The organism is Paenibacillus rhizovicinus (assembly GCF_010365285.1).
GTDB lineage: Bacteria > Bacillota > Bacilli > Paenibacillales > Paenibacillaceae > Paenibacillus_Z > Paenibacillus_Z rhizovicinus.
Map to the genome: position 1 here is coordinate 5,384,009 of NZ_CP048286.1, position 23,370 is coordinate 5,407,378.

16 protein-coding genes and 1 pseudogene are annotated in these 23,370 nt (G+C 50.4%); 16 read left to right on the forward strand and 1 reads right to left on the reverse strand.

Going from position 1 to position 23,370, the window contains the following annotated elements:
• The first annotated feature begins 161 nt into the window (after positions 1-161).
• From GZH47_RS24075 to GZH47_RS24130, 12 genes and pseudogenes are all read left to right on the forward strand, one after another.
• Complete coding sequence (locus GZH47_RS24075; protein ID WP_162643567.1) at positions 162-1,409, forward strand: ABC transporter substrate-binding protein; 1,248 nt, start codon at positions 162-164, stop codon at positions 1,407-1,409.
• Between the two features lie 90 nt (positions 1,410-1,499).
• Positions 1,500-2,447, forward strand: coding sequence for a carbohydrate ABC transporter permease (locus GZH47_RS24080; protein WP_162643568.1), 948 nt, complete (start codon positions 1,500-1,502; stop codon positions 2,445-2,447).
• A 4-nt stretch (positions 2,448-2,451) separates the two neighbouring features.
• On the forward strand, positions 2,452-3,276 hold the full coding sequence (locus tag GZH47_RS24085; protein ID WP_162643569.1) for a carbohydrate ABC transporter permease: 825 nt from the start codon (positions 2,452-2,454) through the stop codon (positions 3,274-3,276).
• A gap of 67 nt (positions 3,277-3,343) precedes the next feature.
• Positions 3,344-5,431 (forward strand): amylo-alpha-1,6-glucosidase, encoded by a 2,088-nt coding sequence (locus GZH47_RS24090; protein WP_162643570.1) that lies wholly within the window; start codon positions 3,344-3,346, stop codon positions 5,429-5,431.
• Positions 5,432-5,444: 13 nt separating this feature from the next.
• A pseudogene (locus GZH47_RS24095) lies at positions 5,445-7,063 on the forward strand (glycoside hydrolase family 13 protein).
• A gap of 366 nt (positions 7,064-7,429) precedes the next feature.
• Positions 7,430-7,750 (forward strand): hypothetical protein, encoded by a 321-nt coding sequence (locus GZH47_RS24100; RefSeq protein ID WP_162643571.1) that lies wholly within the window; start codon positions 7,430-7,432, stop codon positions 7,748-7,750.
• A gap of 337 nt (positions 7,751-8,087) precedes the next feature.
• Positions 8,088-10,433, forward strand: coding sequence for a helix-turn-helix domain-containing protein (locus tag GZH47_RS24105; protein WP_162643572.1), 2,346 nt, complete (start codon positions 8,088-8,090; stop codon positions 10,431-10,433).
• A gap of 241 nt (positions 10,434-10,674) precedes the next feature.
• Complete coding sequence (locus GZH47_RS24110) at positions 10,675-12,369, forward strand: extracellular solute-binding protein (RefSeq protein ID WP_162643573.1); 1,695 nt, start codon at positions 10,675-10,677, stop codon at positions 12,367-12,369.
• 106 nt (positions 12,370-12,475) lie between these two features.
• Positions 12,476-13,378: an ABC transporter permease gene (locus GZH47_RS24115; RefSeq protein WP_162645402.1), complete on the forward strand. Its 903-nt coding sequence runs from the start codon at positions 12,476-12,478 to the stop codon at positions 13,376-13,378.
• Between the two features lie 13 nt (positions 13,379-13,391).
• Positions 13,392-14,282, forward strand: a complete 891-nt coding sequence (locus tag GZH47_RS24120; RefSeq protein WP_162643574.1) for a carbohydrate ABC transporter permease — start codon at positions 13,392-13,394, stop codon at positions 14,280-14,282.
• A 427-nt stretch (positions 14,283-14,709) separates the two neighbouring features.
• On the forward strand, positions 14,710-15,072 hold the full coding sequence (locus GZH47_RS24125; RefSeq protein ID WP_162643575.1) for a DUF423 domain-containing protein: 363 nt from the start codon (positions 14,710-14,712) through the stop codon (positions 15,070-15,072).
• Positions 15,073-15,102: 30 nt separating this feature from the next.
• Entirely contained in the window at positions 15,103-15,759 is a 657-nt protein-coding gene (locus GZH47_RS24130) for an SDR family NAD(P)-dependent oxidoreductase (RefSeq protein ID WP_162643576.1), read from the forward strand.
• A gap of 248 nt (positions 15,760-16,007) precedes the next feature.
• On the opposite strand, the gene GZH47_RS24135 is transcribed toward GZH47_RS24130, so the two are convergent.
• Positions 16,008-18,383: a glycoside hydrolase gene (locus GZH47_RS24135; RefSeq protein WP_162643577.1), complete on the reverse strand. Its 2,376-nt coding sequence runs from the start codon at positions 18,381-18,383 to the stop codon at positions 16,008-16,010.
• A 203-nt stretch (positions 18,384-18,586) separates the two neighbouring features.
• On the opposite strand from GZH47_RS24135, the gene GZH47_RS24140 reads away from it, so the two are divergent.
• From GZH47_RS24140 to GZH47_RS24155, 4 genes are all read left to right on the forward strand, one after another.
• Positions 18,587-19,231 (forward strand): response regulator transcription factor, encoded by a 645-nt coding sequence (locus tag GZH47_RS24140; protein ID WP_162643578.1) that lies wholly within the window; start codon positions 18,587-18,589, stop codon positions 19,229-19,231.
• Entirely contained in the window at positions 19,228-20,628 is a 1,401-nt protein-coding gene (locus GZH47_RS24145; protein ID WP_162643579.1) for a sensor histidine kinase, read from the forward strand. Before GZH47_RS24140 ends, GZH47_RS24145 begins: the two co-directional genes overlap by 4 nt.
• Before the next feature lie 179 nt (positions 20,629-20,807).
• Positions 20,808-21,932: a serine hydrolase domain-containing protein gene (locus tag GZH47_RS24150; protein ID WP_162643580.1), complete on the forward strand. Its 1,125-nt coding sequence runs from the start codon at positions 20,808-20,810 to the stop codon at positions 21,930-21,932.
• Between the two features lie 2 nt (positions 21,933-21,934).
• Positions 21,935-23,152 carry a hypothetical protein gene (locus GZH47_RS24155; RefSeq protein WP_162643581.1) on the forward strand — a complete coding sequence of 406 codons (1,218 nt, stop codon included), beginning with the start codon at positions 21,935-21,937 and terminating at the stop codon, positions 23,150-23,152.
• The last annotated feature ends 218 nt before the right edge of the window (positions 23,153-23,370 follow it).

Consider the following 23,370-nt stretch of genomic DNA (forward strand, 5'->3'; position numbering starts at 1 on the left):
GAAAAAACATTTTGATTATAAAAAGGCGCGCCGGGCTGCTGCCCCGAGCGCTAAACAAGTTCATTTCGTTAAATGAAAGCCGATTTGAATGATTTTGATCGCGAAGACCAGCACTTATGCTTAGAGAGCAAACAAATAAGTCAGACAAAGGGGATACTTGGATGAGCAAGAAACTGAGGGCTGGAAAAGCGATTGTGCTGATGATTTGTATGGTTGTCGTGCTGGCTGCCTGCGGAAGCAAAGGCAACAACGAGAAAGATAGCGGACAAGCTTCGCCGGGTACCGGCAAAAAAACGACGGTGACGATGGGCTTCTGGGGAACCGCGGAGGATCTGAAAATTTATCAGGATGCCGCCTCCAGTATTTCCAAGCAATACCCGAACATCGATCTCAAGATCAAGCAATATCCGAGCAGCGATCAATTCTGGAATACGCTTCCGGGTGAAATTGCAGCAGGCGTAGCGCCCGACTTCATTAAAACGACGAACGAAGGCTCTTACGAATACATTACGAAAGGCTTGTTCGCTCCGCTGGACGATTTGATCGGTCCTGCCGGCGTGGATCTAAACCGTTATGTGTCTTCCGCGAACGACATTTGGAAGGTGGACGGGAAGCAATACGCGCTGCCAAGCAGCGTAATACCGGGGATGTTCTTCATCAATGAAGAGCTGTGGAAGCAAGCGGGCCTTGGCGCGTACCCAACCACGTGGGATGAAGTGGAAGCGGCTGCGAAGAAGCTGACGACCAAGGATGTGCACGGCATCGTTATCAATATTGATCCGTACCATATTACCAACTATGTGAAGAGCTACGGCGGCGGCTGGGACAATGGCAAAGCGATCAACTCGCAGGCGAACGTTAACGGACTTCAAAAGATTTTCGATATGTACAAGGACGGCGCAGCCGTAACGCCGAAATCGCTTGGCTTCGGCTGGGACGGCGAAGTGTTCGCGAACGGCAAAGCGGCCATGACGACGGGCGGTTACTGGTATAAAGGCTTCTTGAAGGATGCGGCTCCGAACTTGAAATACGTCACGCTTCCGATTCCAAAAGGAACGACGGAGGGCAGCACGATGATCGCGGACGGATACGTCGTACTGAAAGATGCGAAAGATAAGCAAGCGGCTCTGCAAGCGGCTTATTACATGACGAACGATCAAACGCAAACGGCGTTCATGAAGAACGGCAGCAACTCCGCCGTCAAGACGCTTACGCCGCAATATTTCCAAGAAAATCCGGAATTCAAATCAGTCGAGCCGGCTTTGAAAACGGCAACCGACTTTGCTTATCCGGCCGAAACGAAGAAATTCAAGGACGAGCTTGTGAATCAAATCGAAGCTACGATCCTCGGCGGGGCTAAAAAATCACCGAAGGAAATCCTGGATGCGATTCAACAACAATTCAAGTAAGAAGCGCACAGCAGACCGTTCCCGTTTCATACGCAGCGGGAACGGTTTTCATTTTTACAGCCAAGAGGCTAGCTGCAAGGAGGGAATTGGATGCGTGCTGGTGGAGATACAACCGCGGAGAGGCGGATAACAACCAAAGAAAGCCAATCATGGCTGCGTAAAGTCTTGGATTCGGATCTATCAGTAGGCTGGCTGTTCAGCCTGCCGTTTCTGATGCTGTGGGTATGGTGGTTCTTCTACCCGTTCCTGCAGTCCTTTATTCGAAGCTTCCAGGACGCGAACTTCGCTGCATTGGACCAAGCGAAATTCATTGGATTGCAAAATTACGTGAAGATCCTGCAGGATCATGAATTTTACCGTGCGGTTCTGCATTCCTTGGAAATCGTGGTCATCGCCGTACCGCTGCAAACCATCATCGGCTTGATCATGGCGATTCTCGTGAATCAAAAGATCAAAGGGAAGGGTCTGTTCAGGACACTGTTTTTCATTCCGTACATCACTTCCCAAATCGCGATTACTACGGTGTTCATGACGCTGTTCAAGCAAGGCACCTTCGTGACCGACTTTATCGGATTGTTCGGCTTTGGCAATGTGACCTGGTTTGCGGATACGCATTATGCACTGGTATTCATTGCGATCCTATTTATTTTCCAGCAATGCGGTTTCAGCATGATCGTGTATTTGTCCGGCCTGCAGGAAGTGCCCAAGGACTTATACGAGGCAGGCCAGATCGACGGCGCATCCAGATGGGCGCAATTTCGCTACATTACGGTGCCCTATTTGAAACCTATTACCTTTTTCATCGTTTCGGTGGCGACGATTCTCGGTTTTCAAATTTTCGACCAAATTGCCGCCATTTCCAGATACGGTGCGCTTGGATCTCCGGCGGGTGCCACGAATACCGTCGTAACTTATTTCTATCAGAATGGAATTCGCTATCTGAATATCGGCTACGGCAGCGCGGCCGTGGTGCTGTTCTTCTTCATCATTTTGATTATTACGTTCCTTCAGAAAAAACTGCTGGATGAAAAGGGGTGAGCACATGACTAGCAGAAAGAGCCTCACTCTGATCGGCAATTATGCGCTCCTGATCGTGCTCGGATTGCTCTTTGCCCTTCCGTTTCTCTATACGCTGTACACCTCGGTGCTTCATCTGGAGGACGTCAACAAATGGGCAGGGATATCGAAATGGACGTTTGCCAATTATCGATTGTTCTTTACCAATGATGCCTATAATGTGCCGAAATGGCTTGTCAATACGATCGTAATCACGGCGCTCGTCATCCTCGGGAATTTCATCATTAATCCCATGGTCGGATTTGCTCTTGCGAAGCTGGACTTCCCTGGCAAAAACTTGATCTACTGGATCGTCGTAGCTTCCATGATGGTGCCGTACCATATGATTCTGATTCCGGTCTACGTGAACGTGGCCCATCTCGGCTGGCTGAACTCCGTCCTGGGATTAACAGTGCCGTTCCTATACCAATGCTTGTATATTTTCATGCTGCGACAGTTTTTCATGAGCATTCCGAATGAGTTTATCGAAGCGGCTAGAATAGACGGACTTACGAAAATGGGCGCTTTCTGGCGAATCGTATTTCCGCTTGCCAAGTCGTCGCTCATTACGATGTCGATTCTGGCCTTCTCCGGAACCTGGAACAGCTACCTCATCCCGAGCACGTTTACGAGCGACCCGGCGAAATATGTCCTGGTGGTCGGATTGAACAGCGTGAAGGATCAGTTCTTTGAGAATACGCCGCTTATTATGTCAGGGGTCGTGCTGACGACATTGCCGATCTTGATTTTCTTCTTTATTTTTCAGAAGCAATATATCGAAGGCATATCGAGCTCCGGCGTGAAAGGCTGACAAGCCTTTTCCCGCCGGTTGCTTTTTGTAGGGACACTTGAACAGGAAGAAGGAGGAAGTCGCATTCATGGACTACCGAGTCATTAAAGAAGGAAACGTATTTTTTCTTACCGACCTCCGCGGCGATGTGACGGGCAACGATGAGGCCGGGCATGGCTTATATACGCAGGATACGCGCTTTCTTAGCCGAATGGAGCTCTATATAGACGGGGAGAAGCCCGCGCTTCTTCATTCCGATGCCGACAAAAGCTATTACGCGTCCTTTCGGTCGATGAAGGTCAGCAAAGACGATGGCGCAATCGAGCTGCTTCGGGAGCGATACATTTACGACGGGATTCTTTATGAGCGGGTGTCGCTGACGAATTTCTTTCCCCGGTCGGTAAGCTTCGATTTCGCGGCGGCTTTCGATGCGGATTTTCAGGATATGTTTATCGTCCGCAAATACCGTACCGGTGAGGTTGGCGAAATCGTCGGGCGGGACATCGGCGATCACGCGGTGAGCATCCGTTATCAGGGCAAGGATGACATCCTGCGGGAGACGCATATTGCGTGGGACTGGCCTGAGGCCGCGAAGCCGGCTCCCGACGGCGGCATTCATTTTACCGTTTCCTTGGCGCCAGGGGAATCCAAGCAGATTTGCTTTACAATTGCACCGATGCTTAACGGGCAAAGCTCCAATGTCCACACCTTCGATCAAGGGTTGCGGCTGCTGGATAATGCCTATGAAACGTGGTATGCGGATACGACGGCTGTCGCATCGAATGTGCCGTTGTTCGACGAGCTGTACAACCGCGGCGTCCAGGATATGCGCATGCTGCTGACAGACTTGGGCTATGGGCAAACGCCGGTGGCAGGCCTGCCGTGGTTTGCGGTGCCCTTTGGCCGCGACAGCCTCATCACGTCCTTGTTCATGCTTCCGCTGAATGCCCATCAGGCGAAAGGAACGCTGAGAACGCTGGCCGCCTATCAGGGAACGAAGAACGATCCGTCCCGGGATGAACAGCCCGGGAAAATCATGCATGAAATCCGCTTCGGAGAGCTGGTGAATACGAAGCAATCGCCGTTCTCGCCATATTACGGCTCCGTAGATGCAACGCCGTTATTCCTAGTGGTCCTTGGCGAATACGTCCGCTGGACGGGAGACACGGCGCTTGTCGAGGAATTGAAGCCGAATGTGATCCGGGCGCTCTCCTGGATCGACAGCCATATCGGCGGCGCGGAAGAGGGCTTCCTCACGTATCGTCAGGAAGCGGAGAAAGGATTCCCGAACCAAGGCTGGAAGGATTCCAGCAACTCCATCATGCACGACAATGGCGAATATGCTTCATCTCCCATTGCGCTGTCCGAAGTTCAAGGCTATGTCTATCAGGCGAAGAAGGCGCTTGCCCCCATTCTCAAGCAGTTGGGTGACATCGATCTGGCGAAGAAGCTGGATGACGAGGCGGAGTCACTGAGGTTAAGGTTCGAACAGGCCTATTGGATGGAAGACGAGCGCTTCTACGCAATCGCCTTGGACCAGGAGCAGAGACAGGTGCGCTCCGTGACGTCCAATCCCGGGCATCTGCTGCTTTCGGGCTTGCCGAATCCGGCCCGCGCGAAGCTTGTGGCCGGCAGACTTACCGCCGAGGATATGTTTAACGGCTACGGCGTCCGCACCATGAGCACGAAAGCAGCCGGCTATTACCCGATGAGCTATCACAACGGCAGCGTATGGCCCCATGACAACGGCATGATTCTGCTTGGCCTAAGTCGGCTCGGGATGAAGCGAGAAGCCGAGCAGCTCCTGTCCGGATTGCTCGAGGCGTCCAAGTCCTTCGAATACCAGCGGCTGCCTGAACTATTCTGCGGCTATGACAAGGCAGTATCCGGCAAGCCCATCCCTTATCCGACGACATGCTCTCCGCAAGCATGGTCCGGCGCGACGACGTTCGTGTTCTTGCAGGCCATGCTGGGCATAACGCCGGATGCGCAGGCAAGACAAATTCGTATGAATCCGTTCCTGCCGGACGGATTCGACGAGCTGACGGCACGGCGCATCGCAATCGGGGAAGGACATTTGTCCGTGAAGCTTACCCGAGCGCTCGCGTCGGCCGAGAATTGCGTCCAATGCGAGATCATCGGGAATACGACCGGCTACGAGCTTATTCTGGAATAAAAGGAGCCCGAAGATGAACAAAACATGGTGGAAAGAAGCGGTCGTATACCAAATCTATTGGCGCAGCTTCTTCGATACGAACGGAGACGGCTTTGGCGATCTGCAGGGAGTCATCGAGAAGCTGGACTATGTCCGCAGCCTGGGGGTTGATGTAATCTGGCTGAATCCGTGCTACGGGTCCCCGGATGTGGACAACGGCTACGACATTTCCGATTATCGATCCGTCATGGCCAAAGCGGGCACGATGCAAGACTTCGACCGGCTGCTGGCGGAAGTCCATGCCCGAGACATGAAGCTGATTATGGATCTGGTCGTCAACCATACCTCCGATCAGCATCCGTGGTTTCAGGAATCCCGTTCCTCGAAGTCCAATCCGAAGCGGGATTACTACATTTGGCGCAGCGAGAAGAACAATTGGCGCTCCTACTTCACGCCTTCAACATGGGAGCTCGACGACCGGACCGGCGAGTATTATTTTCATTCCTTTGCCACGGAGCAGCCGGATTTGAACTGGAGCAATCCTCGGGTTCGGGAAGAGATCTATGACATGATGCGCTTCTGGCTCAATAAAGGCATCGACGGCTTCCGCATGGACGTCATCAACCTGCTCGCCAAGCAGGCAGGGTTTCCGGACGCGGACAACCCGGACGTCATTTCCTATTTGGGCAATAATCCCGGCATCCACGGGTACCTGCAAGAGATGCACGAGCAGTATTGAAGCATTACGATGTGTTTACCGTCGGCGAGATTCCGTTCGTATCACCGGAAGACGGCGTGCTCTACGTCGGGGAAGAGCGCGGCGAGCTCAATACGCTATTCCACTTTGAAGTATGCGATCATATGGCGCACTGGGATATCCATCGCTTCAAGGAAATTCAGCAGCGCTGGTACGACGGCATTTGGGGCAAAGGGTGGAATTCGCAGTTTCTGAACAATCACGACCACACCCGGCTCGTGACTCGCTTCGGCAATGACACGGCCTATCGGACGGAGTCCGCCAAATGCTTCGCGACGCTGCTTCACACGCTTCCGGGGATGCCGTATGTGTATCAAGGAGAAGAGATCGGCATGACGGGTGTTCGCTTTCCTTCGATCGACGATTACAACGACATTGCCATGAAAAATAAGTATCAGGAAGAAGTGGCCAAGGGAAGAGAGCCGCAGGAGGTGTTCGAAAGCCTGCTTCATCTCGCCAGAGACAACTCCCGAACGCCGATGCAGTGGGACGATACGGCGAATGCAGGGTTCAGCAAGGGACAGCCTTGGCTGAAGATGAATCCGAATTATCGGGACATCAACGTGAAGCAAGCGCTCGCGGATCCGGATTCGGTGTTCTATTACTACCAGAAGCTTATCCGAATGCGCAAAGAAAACGACGTAATGGTATACGGCGATTACGAGCCGATTCTGGACGATGATGCGCGCATCTACGCCTATTACCGCACGCTTGGCGATGTGAAATGGCTTGTACTGCTTAACATCTCGGAAGAAGAGACGCTTTGCCGTCTCCCGGATGCGGCAACCGCCAGGCTCGGAGAGACGATCATTCGGAATTATCCGGAACGGATGGAAGACGCCGCGGACGGCCTTCTTCTTCAACCTTACGAAGCACGGATCTATCCGATCAACTAAAGCGAAAACCAGACATCCCGCGGGTTGTCTGGTTTTTTTGTAGCGGCTCTTCAGGAGGCGGAGCAGCTATTAAGACGGTTTGATGTAATATGATGAGTTAAACTCGATCAATGATGGTCGGGTAATTTTTTTTTTTTTCGTTACTGTGGCCGGCCATGCAGAGAAGTCAATAAATTGATATGTGTAATGGAAAAGGTGCTGCTCCGACAGATGCACCGAGCAGTTTTTCTCTTTCTGCATCCGCTTCCGAGGGCTAACTAAGAAAATTGTCTTTATGCCATATATTACTTCCATTCAATCCTATCTGCCCTAGATAAACTAATCTAGAATGAAGTCAATTCTGAATAAAGCGAGGCCAACCATACAATGAAGATGAATATCAATCCTTTTTTAGCAAAAGTAATTCGTTCCATCGAAGCCCACAAAGCTGAACCGCATGGCGGCTATCGTCAAAAGCTCTCAGATCCTGTCGTTGCAGATATGTACGGAACGGCGGATGCGATCATTCTGCTGTATACGTTAAACCAAGTGCCGAATGCGGGCAGCAGCGAACACGATGCTTTAGTGAAAACACTGCAAAGTTTTCAACAGCCGGACAGCGGACGATTCCCAGGGAGAGGCCATCATCCCGTCCATGGGACGGCTTACGCCCTCTCTGCTCTAGAGTTGCAACTAAATAATGTTTAGAGCGATGTTAAATTTAGTTGATCCTGTAAAAAGTGACGATTTACAATTTCTTCTTGCTTGGCATACAGTTATGCAAGATAACAGTTCGAAGCTGAAAACAGTTTGAAGGGAAGCGGTTGCGGTTCGGTCCAACTCGTGATCGATTTGGCATGCAACGTCTCCAAATTCTCGATAATTTTAGGAGCAGCTCATGTTGAGTTCTCTTGTAAATGGTATTTCAGTTCCTTCCATTTTACATGAACCCGGCATGGGCCTTTTGCTTTGTAACCGACATGTTTCCTATACGATTCGTCATCTACTATTTCTCTGAATGGAGATTATGGAGGATTGAGGCAGTATGATTTTAAAATTCATTAAGGAAAAAAGGAAAATATTTAGATCGTTACTCCTTTCGTATTTAACCATTATTTTAGTATCGCTCATTATAAGCTCCGTAGCCTATATACAATCCGTTCGAGTCATTCAAACGGAAATCAATAAAGCCAATCATGCCATGCTAATCCAACTGCAGGATACGATAGATAACAAACTGAGCGACATCGACAAAATAATGAACACGATCGTGTTGGATAAGAACGTTATTGCACAATGCAATCTTGTCGAGCCTATTCCGCCGGCTTACCGTTTATCCATGCTGCAAGTAATCCGTACCATTGGGACCTCTAAAGTCACAAATAGCTATATTAAGGATGTTTTCATCTATGTTCCCAAAAGAGATCTCATCGTGTCCGACAAAGGGACAAGCAACGGCATGGAATACTTCGATGCTTATTATCCAGGTGAGGTGCATGATAAAGAGGCATGGATAAACTTTTTAAAACGGCTGCATAAGAGGGATTTTTATCCCATGTCATCAAGAAATACGGAATACCCCAATTTGGGCGGCGCGGTGCTTCTTCAATCCATTCCGTCTTATGGCGTCGAGGAAAGCAATGCAACGCTTGGGATTATTCTTGACCGTGCATTTCTAGAAAACGCATTAGGTAATCTGAATAAAGGTTTAGGAGGGAACTCGATCATTATAAATAGCCGGAATGAGGTAGTTGCGTCTTTAAATAATCAGAGCAATCTGAGTCTTCCCGCTTTAAACCTGATTGGAAATCAAGGTTCGTTAAAATTAAAGCTTGGCGGCTCCAAAGTGGAATTAACGTATATCAAATCCGCAAATGTAGACTGGAGCTATATAAATATTGTTCCGAGATCGTTTTTTTCCAAACAAGCAAAGGATGTTATTAAAGTCATGTTAGTATGCACCTTTTTATGCCTGGTCGGAGGGACATTCGTAGCGCTATTATTCGCTAGAAAAAATTATAATCCCATTGATAATATAATGATGATGTTTTCGAAAGTAGGCAAAATAAAATATGATCATAGCTTAAATGAATTCAAATTGATTGAAAAATCGATGTTGAGTATTATCGATGAAAACAAAAGCATGACAAGCACATGGGAACAGCACAAGGAAACGCTTAAAGATAATTTTCTAAACAGATTAGTAAAAGGATCTATCAAAAGCAGCCTGCCTCTCGATGACAGATACAGTACATATGGCATAGATCTCAATGGTGATCATTTTGTGGTAATCGGGTTCTACTTAGAAGACGTAGGTAAAATCCATTTTTCCGAAAATGATGAAAGCGATGACAAATCCATAGAACTAGCACAGTTTATCGTTCGAAATATAATGGAGGAATTGGTTGGGAAACATTTTAACTGCGTTTTTTTCGAAGTAGATAAATCCATCGTGTGCATAGCGAATATCGATCAATCATCCGAGGACACGGCCTTCATTCAAAATGAAATCATCAGCGGGAAAAACTTGATTTTCGATAAATACGGCATTCATCTAACTGCCTCGATAAGCAATGTACACTCTACGATCAGCGGTATACCTGAGGCATACAAGGAGTGTCTTGAAGCTGCGGAATATAAAATCGTCGTAGGCGATAACAATATCATTCTCTATAGCGATATTTATCCTCCCGACAGAATTAATTTCACCAATACGTATCCGATCGAGGTTCAACAACAATTTATTAATAGTATAAGAGCCGGCGACTTTGCACATGCAAAACAAGTCATGCAGCATGTATTCGACCAGAATTTCGCGAATCCCAATATTTCGCTGGATATGGCTAGATGTCTGATGTTTGCTATCGTAAATACGATGATAAATGCATTTAACGATAGAGGTTTGATATACGATAGCCAGTTTATTGAGAGCCTGAATCCTTTTCGAAAATTAATCGAATGCACAACGATTTTTAAAATGCAGAAACAAATGATGGATATTCTATTGAAAATAGAGCAGGCTTACAATGAAAAAAATCAGGTGGTAAATGCAAGCAAAAGCATGGAGATTATTGCCTATATTGAACGCCATTACAACGACAGTTCTTTAAGCGTGGCATCTATTGCTGCTGAATTCGGGCTAACGCCTGTTTATATATCGAGATTTTTCAAGGGTCAGACAGGGGAAGGCGTCTTGTCTACCATTAACAAAACCCGATTAGAGAAGGCAAAAGCTTATCTGCTGGACGATGAATTGAATATCAAGGAGATTGCCGAATTAACAGGATTCTTGAACAGCAATATGTTTATTCGTACTTTTAAAAAAAATGAAGGGGTAACCCCGGGGAAATATCGCGAACTTCATCATGTTTTAGATCGAAGTTCAATTTAGGCGATCGAGTAAAAAATGACAATTGACTAAATTATGCGTCCGTCCTTTTATGCTTGCGTATCTATTGAAAGCGTTCAATAGCGCATCCAAACGTCGATCGTTTGACTATTGGCGATGAAGATTAAAGTGACGATTTACGGTTCCTCCCTACCTGACATACAGTCTAACCAGGGTAACCGAGTTAGGATCTGTTAACTTGCTACCTGGATTGGAAACACAATAACCCAGAGGGGGAATGGCAATGAAGAGAATGAAGAAATTAGGTCTTACACTATCTTCAGGCATACTTGTCGCTTCAATGGTTCTATCTCTTGCAGCTTGCGGGAGTGATACGAACAATTCCGCAAATACACCGGACAGCACGCCAAACACGCCAGACAGCACTGCAACGAATGGGGCGGGGTCGTTACCGGATTTTGCAAAATTCCAAGGCGCGAAGCTCACGTATTGGCATCCGTTTAGTTCAACCTATATCAAAAGCATAAATGATAACATGGTTGTTCAAGAGATGGAAAAAAGAACGGGGATTAAGGTGGATTACGTTACGCCGCCTTCGGGACAAGAATCAGATGCGTTTAACTTAATGATTGCCTCCGGAGAGCTTCCGGATATTATTCCTGATCAGGGATATAAAGGCGGCGGACTCAAAGCCGTACAGGATGGCGTCTATTTAAAATTAAATGACCTTATTCCGAAGTATGCGCCAAACTATGCGGCAGTGTTGGCTCAGAATCCCGATTTCGCTAAACAGGCCAAGGAAGATGATGGTACGATATGGAGCTTCAAGATGCTGCAGACAGATGAAGAGCCTTCATGGGCAGGTCCGGCAATCAGAAAAGATTATCTTGACGAATTGGGACTGCAGGTGCCGAAGACGATTGACGATTGGACCAATGTTCTCAAAGCGCTTAAGGATAAGAAAAAGCTCGAGACGCCGATGCTCTTGCAATTAAAGAGCAAATTCGGTGCTGCAGAAGCTTTCGCCGGTACCTTTGGTTCTTCCTATTCCCAATTCTTGAATAAAAACGGGACTGTTGTTTACGGTCCGATCGAGCCCGGGTTCAAAGACTTCCTGACCTTGATGAATCAATGGTATAAAGAGGGTCTAATTGACAAAGATTTCGCAACTCGCGATGATACGAGCGCCGATGCACAGGTTACATCTGGAAAAGCCGGCGCAGTTGCCGTTGCTTTTTACGGAAGCTTCGGTCCGTGGGCGACTTCGGGCAAAGCAACAAACCCCAATTACAATTTAGTGCCGACGACGTATCCCGTACTTAAAGAGGGAGATGACCCAGCTAAGACGATACACGTCGGAAATAAGAATTGGTATTCAAAAGGAAGCGATATTGCGATATCCGCAAAAAGCAAAAACGTTGAAGCCGCATTAAGATGGCTTGATTACCGCTATTCGGCAGAAGGGTTTATGTTGTTCAATTATGGCGTTGAAGGCGTATCCTACAACTGGGTTGACGGGCCTATGAAGAAGAAGGACGGCTCCGGATTCTTCCCGCCAGCTTTGAGTGAAAGAATTAAAACGCAGCATCCCGAGTTTACGGATCTTTTAACGAAGAATCCGGACGGAGTGGATTTCTGGACTGCGATCGATAAATATAAATCCCTTTATGAGGCCTATCTTAGAAATCCGCTTTCTTATGTAATGGCTCCTGAAGTTTATGATGCAATGGATAAATGGAGCACCCCGGCAAAGGATTACAATTTGCCGCCTTTGTCATCAACCGATGAAGAAGTCAATGTAAATGCCGAAGTGATGACTCAAATCAACACGTATCGGGAAGAAATGGTTTACAAGTTCATCATGGGTGAAGAACCAATTGATGATTTTGACCAATATGTCGCGCAAATTAAAAAAATGGGTATCGATAAGATGATTAAAATCACGCAAGATCAACTTGAACGGTACAACAATAGATAACCAATCGTCGTATATGGGATGGCAAATCGACAGATAACCATCCCATATCGTTTTAATAGGGCAGGAAGGATGATTCATTTTGATCGTAAAAACCCATAACCGGAAAATGAATATTCTAAAAACGGATTTCAAAAAAAATAAATACATTTATTTAATGGTTTCTATTGTTGTTGCGTGGTACATCATATTTGCCTATATACCTATGTACGGCGTGATTATTGCTTTTAAGGACTTTAATCCAGGACGTGGAATTCTCAATAGTCCATGGGTGGGACTCGACCATTTCAAATCATTTTTCATTGATCCCAACTTTCGGCGCGTAATTACCAATACGTTTCTTATCAATATCTATGACATCTTATGGGGTTTTCCCGCCCCTATTATCCTTGCTTTGCTAATGAATGAAGTTAGAAGCAAGCTATTCAAAAAAACGGTTCAAAACTTGACCTATCTGCCGTTTTTTATATCGATCGTCGTCGTATGCGGTATCATTATCGATTTTACCTCGACCAATGGACTCATTAACCAGCTGCTTTCTCATTTTGGTTTTGAAAAAACGAACTTACTAGCTAAAAAGGATTTATTCAGAACCATATTTATTGGTTCCGGCATTTGGCAAGGTATAGGTTGGGGGAGCATTATCTATCTTGCTGCCTTGACGAATATTGATCAGCAGCAATATGAAGCGGCTACGATTGACGGAGCCGGACGTTGGAAACAGTTATTGCATATTACGTTACCGGGCATATCCTCTACGATCATGATCCTGCTAATCCTCAGAATGGGCTCCATTATGAGCGTAGGGTTCGAAAAGATCATTCTTCTGTACAATCCTTTAACCTATGATACGGCCGATGTTATTTCTTCCTATGTTTATAGGAGAGGTCTATTAAATGCCGATTACAGTTATAGCACGGCTATCGGTCTGCTAAATTCACTGATAAATTTCTTGTTTCTAATAGGAGCCAATTGGCTTTCGAAGAAATATTCGGAAAATAGCTTGTGGTAAAGGATGTGTCAAAATGATTCATAATCGTTCGATGAGTGAAAAAACGTTCGATTTGTTTAATATTATTTTCTTGTCTGTGCTTTCCATCGCATGTATATATCCGATGCTATATGTAATCTTCGCCTCATTAAGCGATCCGAGGCTATTGATGCAGCATGAAGGACTATTGCTAAAGCCTCTTGGGTTTACATGGAAAGGCTACTCGTTAGTGTTAAATAATCCCAATATCAGCATCGGCTATTACAATACCGTTTATTACGTTGTGGTTGGAACATTGATTAGCATGATTTTTACTTGCTTCGGAGGATATGCGTTATCAAGAAAAGGGGTTCTATTTTCAAAATATATATTGATTCTAATCACCATAACGATGTTCTTTAGCGGCGGTCTTATTCCGTTTTACTTATTGGTTAAAGATTTGGGCATATACGATACGAGATGGGCTATTATTCTCCCAAGCGCAATAAATACATGGAATCTTATTATCATGAGAACCTCGTTTATGCAGATTCCCGAGAGTCTGGAAGAGTCTGCTAAGATGGACGGTGCAAATGACTTTACGGTCCTTTTTAGAATCATCCTTCCATTATCGATGCCCATTATTGCGGTTATGGTGTTATTCTATGGTGTAGCCATGTGGAATTCATGGTTTAATGCGGCCATATTCCTTAGAGATCGAAGTACCTTTCCGCTTCAACTGATCCTTAGGGAAATCCTTATTCAAAATGATAAAGGCAGCATGTTGCAAGTACAAAACGGAATCAGTGGTCAAGCGGAGGACATGTATAGGGCGCTCATCCAATATTCGACCATTGTGATTGCGACGTTACCCATTCTCTTCGCCTATCCGTTCTTGCAGAAATACTTTGTCAAAGGTATAATGGTCGGCTCATTAAAAGGCTAGTGACAGAGGTTAATTTATAAGGGATGAAAATAACAAAAATATTCCTGAAAAGCTTAGACCAGGACCTCTTTCGGTCCGGCTAAGCTTTATTTATTTCTAAGAAACTAACTAATTTGCGTGTTACGTTTTCCTGCGTGAAGACCGTGGCCCAATTAACCCGTTAGCCACGGGTTTGATTTATCATCATTCCGTATTCGCGTTGAAATTTATATTATAAACTTATATAAATCCGTGATACAATTTTATCCATTGTGAACATTACAGCCCATGAACATGGCGGACACTTCATACTTTGGGAGATTCCGAACGAATGGGTTAATGATTTACGTCGTACCTTCAGAGGACGTCGATGAGAGGTTCAATAAGGAACTGGCCGGCGTGCGCATGCTGTCGCAATTGACCAAAATCAACGAGAGGATGGAAGGTTATGCAAACATTCGTAGTTCTAGGCAGTATCATGATGGTACTCGCGGTGGCGATCGGCGCCTTTGGCGCGCATATCATGAAAAGCAAGCTGGAGCCCGACAAGTTGAAGATTTATGAAGTTGGCGTGCAGTACCATATCGCGCATGCGTTAGGCATCGTTCTAATCGGCCTGCTTGCTAGTCATGATCCGGATTCCGCAATGATCAAGGCGGCGGGCTGGCTTCTGTTTGCGGGAATCTTGTTGTTCTCGGGCAGCCTGTATGTCCTTAGCGTGAAGAGAGCAAGATTTCTTGGCCCCATCACTCCGCTTGGCGGGCTTTGTTTCATGGCTGGCTGGGTGCTCCTTGCCCTAGGCTTCATGTAAGTGTAAGTATGGAAGCAAGGTGGGGCAGGGATGAACGATAAGCCTTTATTAGTCATCGTCGGTTCTGGGCCGGGCGTAAGCTCCGGTATAGCTAAGAAATTTGGAAGCAATGGTTTCCGGGTCGTTCTCATAGCTAGAACCCAGCCATCACTTGAACGCGTCTTGGAAGATCTTCGACAGTTAGGGCTTGAATCGCACGGAATAACGGCAGATGCATCGGATCCGGACTCATTAAAATCAGCCTTCGATCATATAAAAAATGAATATGGAGCCACCGATGTGCTGGTATATAATGCAGCCCACATCGTACCGGGGGATCCCCTTTCGTTAACCGAACAGCAGCTTATGGAAGACTTTAAGGTGAACACTGTCGGCGCGTTGACCAGCGCTCAACAAGTCGTTCCGGATATGATCGAACGGCGGCAAGGGGCGCTCTTCTTCACGGGAGGCGGTATTGCGCTGACTCCGAATCCGCTTTATGCTTCTTTATCCATTGGCAAAGCCGCAATCCGCTCGCTTGCGCTTTCAATGGCGGAGACGTTGTCTCCTTACGGGATTTATGTCGGTCAAGTTCTGATTGCCGATCATGTTCAACCGGGAACGTTTTACGATCCGAATCGGATAGCCGACGTGTATTGGGAGTTATATCACAACAAGGACCAGAGCGAGTACTTATTTAGGGAGTAGTTATTGACGTCGAAAGCAGGATATTCGACTGCAGGTGAACGAGGGGCTCAGACAAGGCAACGGCAGCGGCAGCGGACATTGATGGCCGGCTGCCGTTGTTAGGCGGAATAGCAATCACGAGGCGGAGCTGATAGCGCTCCGTCTATTTTGTGTCCCCGTAAACATGAATCGAATTTCCGCAACGTGAACGACGCCTGGATCCGTTTCGATCCAGGCGTCATCGGCTTGCTTATTGGCCGCGCGATGCATTAAACCGCATCGGCGGCATGAAACACTTGACTCTGCTTGCCGTTACGGAGCACGGCAGATTTGGCCGGGATAACCTCGGCTCCGGCTTTGTAGTCATGATCCGAGAAATTGACGGTAACGGACAGCTCGCTGCCGTACTTCGCGCTTTGCACCAAGCGGTCGGAGCTTAGAATCGAGAACCCGCTCATTTCCTGCTTAACGGCCTGTTCGTGGAAAGGAGACCATACGTTCAGGAACGCCACGATGCTCGATTTCTCTTGATCCCATGCTGCCCGGTCCAAGTGGTACAGCGGCGGAACGTTATACAACAGCTCGTACAGCATCCGTTCCTGCTCGTCCCCCTTGATCTTGTCGCTGCCCCATTCCCAATGATTCGTCGTGATGACCGCGTCGTTGTAGACGAGCTTATAGAGCGGAAGGGAGTAGGCCGGATCTACATATACGGACTCGTACAGCGGTTTGATCGGCACCGGCTTGCCGTACCGGTCGGGGATGCCGGTTGGCGCGTAATAGCCGCCGACATAATAAGGGCTGTCTTTCTTCTCGCGCATGTCCGGGTCGCTCCAAGCGATAACCGGGCTTTCGATACCTTGTGCGAACGCGATGACGCCGCTGGCATAATCGTTGCCCCCTTCGGAGCCGACGACCATCCGCTTGTCGTTCGCCATGTAGCCGAGCCGCGCGAGCCGCGCGTTCAAGTCCTGCTGCTGCGTCGTGATATGCGCAGGGCTGTAATCGTCGTAGATTTCGCCCGTCGCGTCGCAGTCGATGAACCAGGAATTGTAGGCGACTCCGTCCTGCAGGATGCCTGCTACCCGCTGCTGAACCAATGGCAGCGACAGCGTCGGATTCAGCTTGCGGCCTTGTCCCAGGAAGCCGCTAACCTTGCTGCCGTCCTTGCGGGTAATCGTCGCGTTCTCGTACAGCGCCGGATCCGGAAACGAGGCCGTGTTCCAGTTGATATCCTGCGTTTCGTGAATGGAATGGTAGGAATCGTAGGGCGCGATCAGGTAACCGCTCTTGTTCGCTTCATCCACGAGCTGCGGATTCAGAAGGCCGTCCGCCCAGTTGGGCAGTCCGATCCAGGCATGGTCGATGCCCGCGCCATGCATGTCCTTAATCAGATCCGTCGAATCCGCCTGGCCCCATGTGGATGGATCGCCCGCGGCGTCCCCGAGTAATTGACCTGTCAGCAGCTTGTTCAAGTCGTACAGTTTCTCTTCGCTCAGCTTGTCCACGCCTTGATCAATCAGCTTCTGCGCATCGGCACCCGGGTCCGGGAACCGCTCGGCCGTGTACAAATCCCGCATTTTGAGCGCCTGATTCAGTGCGCTCAGGACCATGCCCTTCTGGTACTTGTCCATATAGTCCTGCGCGGAAGCCTGCTCCAACACGCTTGCAAGCTCGACATTGCCGTCCGCCGTGCCTGCCATCAGCTGCACGAGCAGCGTTCCGAGCTGACCCTTGAGCAAGGTCCGAAGCTTCGGCCAGTTCACGTCGGCGTCGGTCAGAATCGACTCGCTCCATAAGTAAATTTGCGGCGCGCCATACAGCTTGGCGACGTTCGGATTGCGCTTGGCTTTCTCCTCGAGCGTGACGACGTTCCCTTGTTCGGCAACGTAGCTTTTGTAAGGGTAGACGATATCGGCGGGATCGTTCTTGGTGACATAGAGGCGGAAGCCGTAGCTCTTGTCCGGATTGATGCTTGGGAACTCGTGCGTGAACTGATATTCAACGTTCGGGTCCGCATCGAAATGGACATCGTTATTGTATTTGTTCGTCACGACGTAGACGAGACTGAACGGATTACTTCCTGCATGCAGGGCGAAAAAGTCCATCGAAAACGATTCGCTCCACGTCAACGTCTGATCCTTCAGGAATTGGCGCCAATTCGTGTCCTTCGCGGGAATGCGCTTGCCTTCGCCGATGGGGAGCGTATATTGGTCGGCTTGGATGGACGGCCATTGGAACGATTCGGCTCCGGCGGATTCGATCTGGATGTCGAGATCGTTATTCTTCTTCGTGATGCTTACGCTCACTTTGTCGGGGTAGGTCCACTTTACGGCATCCTTCGTCTGAACGACATTCGTGACGGCCGTCTTGGGCAGCGGCTTCGAAGCCGGCATGCGGACGCCGTCCTTAATAATGGTCACGGCGAACGTCTCCGGATCGACGTCGAAATCGAACGGCTCCGCGGTGGATTTGACAGGCGCTTTGGCCGTCTCCGCATCCGCTGCTGCTTGTGCTTCGTTGCCGGCGGCGCGCGCCGGGCTGCCGGCAACGGACGGTGCGCTGGCATCTCCACCGTCCGCGCAGCCGGATAGGATGGCGGCCAACAGCCCGAAGGCGCATAAGCCGGTGATGGTTCTGTTCATACTGTTTTTCCTCCAATCAATAGTGGCTTTCGGCTTCATTGTAGGCGCGTTGTGTTACGCCAATATGGCAGAAGAAGGTGGAGGAAAGCGTATATACGTTGAAGACGGGGGCGAAGCGAAATTGTTTGCCGGCCCCGTGAATTTGTCATACTGGTGTAATAAACGGCGCCTATAGTAGAAGCGATACCGAAAGGAGGATGGACGTGAACCTGCTGCTCGCTGACGATGAACCGCTGATGCTTCAAATTTTGAACGCTTATTTTACGAAGGAAGGCTTTCGCACGCACCTCGCGGAGGATGGGGAAGCGGCGCTTGACCATTTCTATAACCACAAAATCGACATGGCCGTGCTGGACTGGATGATGCCGAAGCGGAGCGGGATCGAGGTGTGCCAGGAAATCAAGCGCAACAGCCGGACGAAGGTGATGCTGCTGACCGCCAAGGGCGATGCCGATGACGAGTTCGCCGCGCTGAAATCGGGAGCCGACGATTATTTGCGCAAGCCTTTCGATCCGCGGATCCTGCTGCTGCGCGTGCAGAAGCTGCTCCAGCTGGAGGCGAGGGTCCTGCTCGGCGAGCTGACGGTCGATCTCGACGCGCGGAAGATTTATCGCGCCGGCAAGGACGTGTCCGCCACGCATAAGGAATTCGAACTCATGAGATATTTGATCGTGAATAGAGGGCAGATCGTGTCGCGCAAGACGCTGCTGGACCACGTATGGGGCTTCGATTATTTCGGCGAAGAGCGGACGGTCGACACGCATATCCGCCGGCTGCGGGAGAAGATCGGCGACCGGTGGATCCGGACTTACCGGGGGATGGGCTACTGCCTGGAGGAGTCGCAATGAGCCGGTTGGCACGGAAGCTGATGCTGCAGATTACGATTGCGCTGTGCGCCGTGTTCGTTCTTTGGTTTACGGTGAATACGTATTTTCTTCCGAAATACGTCCTGCATCAGAACAAGGACAAGCTTGCGCGTCTCGTCGACGAGCTGGAGCCGCTGCCTTACGAGACGCTGGTGAAGCGGATTCCGTCCGTGGAAGCGGAGGAAGGCGTTGCGATCGCCTATGCGGAGCTGTCGAAGCCGGTCGACGACATCAACGAAGCTTTATTGTTCCAGCTAGGCCGCAAAGGCATCACGCTGAGCAAATTTTGGCTGACCGAGGAGAGCATCGCCGCGCTGAACGAAGGCGGTAAAGTGAACCGGATTTACGATCAGACCCAGCTGAAATCGAGCTTCCTCGTCAATTTCATGTCGGTTGGCGGGGTCGTCTTCGCGGTGGGCGAATCCATCTCCCATTGGTCGGATACGATCAGCTTCATCAACCGCTTCAACGTTTATATTTGGCTGGGGATGCTAGCCTTGCTCGTCCTGCTGTCCGCGTTATATACCGCCCGCATCGTCAAGCCGCTCGGCGAGCTGAACAAGGCGGCGGAGGCGATATCCAATCTGTCGTTCACGAAGGTCGATATCCGCACGGGAGACGAGATCGAATCGCTGGCGCGAAGCATCAACCGGATGAGCGACAAGCTCGAGGAAGCCCATCAAACGCTGGAAACGAAGAACGCTAACCTGCGGACCTTCATCTCGGATATTTCGCATGAGCTGAAGACGCCGCTGTCGCTCATAAGAATCTATGCCTCGGGCATCGATGACGGGCTCGATGACGGGAGCTATACCGCCGTTATTCGCGAACAAAGCGAAGCGATGGCCGGGTTGATCGACCGCCTGCTTGAGCTTTCCCGGCTGCAGGAGGATACGTACCGGTTTGAGGCCGTCGCCTTCAATTCGCTGTTAACGGCGATGCTCAAGGATTACGAGGCTGCGTACCGGCAGCACGGACTGGAGCTGGAGATCGACGAGCGGCTGCCGGATGAGGCGGTCGTGATGGCCGACCGGAGCAAGCTGGCGTCCGTCCTGCACAACATGCTGACGAACGCGCTCAAATATTCGAGCGGCAAGCGCGTCAGCGTATCGGCAGGCGTAGAGCGGGAGAAGGTGTATTTTCGCATTCGCAACGAGACCCTTGTCCGAGAGGACGCCGACTGGAGCAAGGTGTGGGAGCCCTTCTACGTCATGGACAGCTCGCGAAGCAAGAAGCTCAGCGGAACCGGCCTTGGTCTGTCGATCGTCAAAACCGTGCTTGAACGCCACGGCGCGGCATATGGCCTGTCCGTCAAGGACAACATGGTGACCTTCACGTTCTCGCTGCCGCTTATTGCGCTGGGCGCTGATTTCGAATAAAGATGGACGTATAGAACCGTCTCTCTGCATTAAGAACCGTCTCTCACCGTCTCTCTGCTTTAGAGAGACGGTTCTTTTGCGTACCATGACATGTTCGCGCCGTTGGAAGAGGATGCGGCGGCTCGATATAGAAGTGATAGAGGAGAACCGGACGAATGGGAATCAGAGGAGGATGAACCATGACCAATCTCCAAACGAAGATGCAGCGCGCGCTGGATGAGGCGGTGGCGCAAGGCAGAGAGCGCGGCGTTCAGCTGGTCGCTTATTACCGCGGCGAACGGGTCGTCGACGCCTGGTCCGGGATCGCGGACATTCGCACGGGGAGGCTCGTGGACGGCGATACGCTGTTCCCTGTCTTCTCCACGACGAAAGGCATTGCCGCAACCGTACTCCACCTGCTGGCGGAGCGGGGGCAGCTCGATTACGATCGGCCCATCGCCGATTATTGGCCGGCTTTCGGAGTTAACGGCAAATCGACATGCACGGTTCGCCATGCCCTGAACCATACAGCGGGCATCCCGTATATGCCGGAAGGCATTAGGCTCGAAGATGCACATGATTGGGACAGGATGTGCACGGCCGTCGCCGGGCTGACGCCGCATTGGCCGCCGGGAGAACATCGGGAATATCATGCGATCACGTACGGCTGGCTGGTCGGCGAAGTGGCCCGCCTTGTGGACGGACGTGAATTTTCCCGCATTCTTCAGGAGGATATCGCTGTACCGCTTGGCATCGCCGACGGACTGTTCGTAGGTATCCCGGATGAAGCGGAGCCTCGCGTCGCGTACTTGGAAGAGCCCGGGTTCGATGCCGCGACGCTGCCCCAAGAGGGACCGCAGTCCGTCCCGGCCTGGATCCAGCCGCTCGGCGGCTGGATGAACGGCGCCGCTGCACGCCGGGCTTGCCTGCCGGCATCCAACGGCATCATGTCGGCGCGAGCGGGCGCCCGTTTCTACGCGGCACTGCTGCCGCAAGGCGTGGACGGTATCGAGCTGCTGCCGCCGTCGCGAGTCAAACTCGCTACGGTACCGCTCGTCACGCCGGACGGCGTCGTTCATGAACTCGGGCTGGGTTACGATCTCGGCGGGCCCAATAACGTTACGGGTCCCCATGCGACCTCCTTCGGCCATGGCGGGTACGGCGGATCGCTCGCCTATGCCGATCCCGAAAGCGGATTAGCCGTCGCTTATGCCAACAATTTGTTTTCGAGCCAATGCGCGCGGGATGAAATTGTCGCATTGCTGAAACGCGAGCTGGGCATCGGCGAAACGCCTGTGGAGCAGAAGAACGGAATAGGAGGGTAATTATGGCCAAGATCGATATCTTGTCCGTCGATCCGGATTGGTTCGATGTTGGCGGCGGCGTGCTGTGCGATTTGCTTGGCGCGGGGAACGGCACGACGCCGGATTTTCTGATCGGGGGAGGCAAGCAGTTCGGACATCCCGAACGGGGCTTCATCATGTGGTATCACTGGGATGGCACTGCATGGCGGGAGACGGAGATCAGCCGCGACTTCCGGCACCAGGTCGGCGCCGCCGCAATGGACGTAACCGGCAGCGGCAAGCTCGACTTGGTGTTCGGGGAATGGACGAACGAGTGGGAAGGCGAATGGACGAAAGTGACTGGCAGACCCGGCGGAAACATCTACTGGGCGGAACAGCCTGCGGATCCGTTCACGGAACCATGGGTGATTCATTTTCTAGGCGACGGGTGCCTGAACGCGCACGACATATCCGTCGGGGACGTGTCGGGAAGCGGCCGGCAGGAAGTCATCGTCCGCAACAAAGACCGCGCGATATTTCGGTTTACGCCGCCTGAAGATCCAACTCAGCCATGGTATAGGCAAGTCGTCGCCGAGCAGCAGGAAGGAGACGGCCTGGACTTATACGACATTACGGGAACGGGGAGCTTGGACATCGTCACGAATACGGGATTCTACGAGAACGTCGCGGGGGACGGCTCCGAATGGCGCTTTCGCCCTTACGGCGTCGAAGATCTTGGCTTTGATCCCGAATCCCGCGTGGCCGCCGGCGATTTGACGAATGACGGAGCGGTGACGGTCGTCGTAACGGAATCCGAAGTAACGTCTTCGGCGCGCATCTTGCTGCTGACGTCTCGGGACCGCGGAGCGACGTGGACGCGGAACATGCTGATCGGCGCCGAGAGGGATTTTCGAGCGCTGCATACGCTGCGTTTGCTGGACTTGAACGGGGACGGCCGGCTCGATATCTTCACGGCGGAAATGGAAAACGGCAAAACCGACGGCATCGCCCGCCAACCTCGCTGGTACGCGTTCTTGAATAAAGGCGAGTTGACATTCGACGAAGTCGTGCTGCTCGATCGGAATCTAGGCGCGCACCAAGGCTGCGTCGGACCCATCTTCCGGCAGGGTCAACCGGCGTTCATGGCCAAGGAGTGGCACCCCAACGCGAGCAACGGGAAGGATGGCCGTAACCATGTCGTCACGATTTCCGACTTCGATTGGAGCCGGGATCGTTCGATTCGGCAGCTGAAGGGGAAATGATTTTTAAAGGACGGTTTTTAAAGAACGGATGGCTTTCAGGGCGAAATCGCTCGTTGAAGGGCAGAACAATTGAACGGAATGTTTCAACAAGCGGATCGGAGCTAATCTCTGATCCGCTATTTTTGCGGTTTCTTTATAGGATATGACCAGAAATCAAAGGATTGCATGCTACGAACCACACTGCCTGATCTCTTACAATACAGATATAACATTATGGG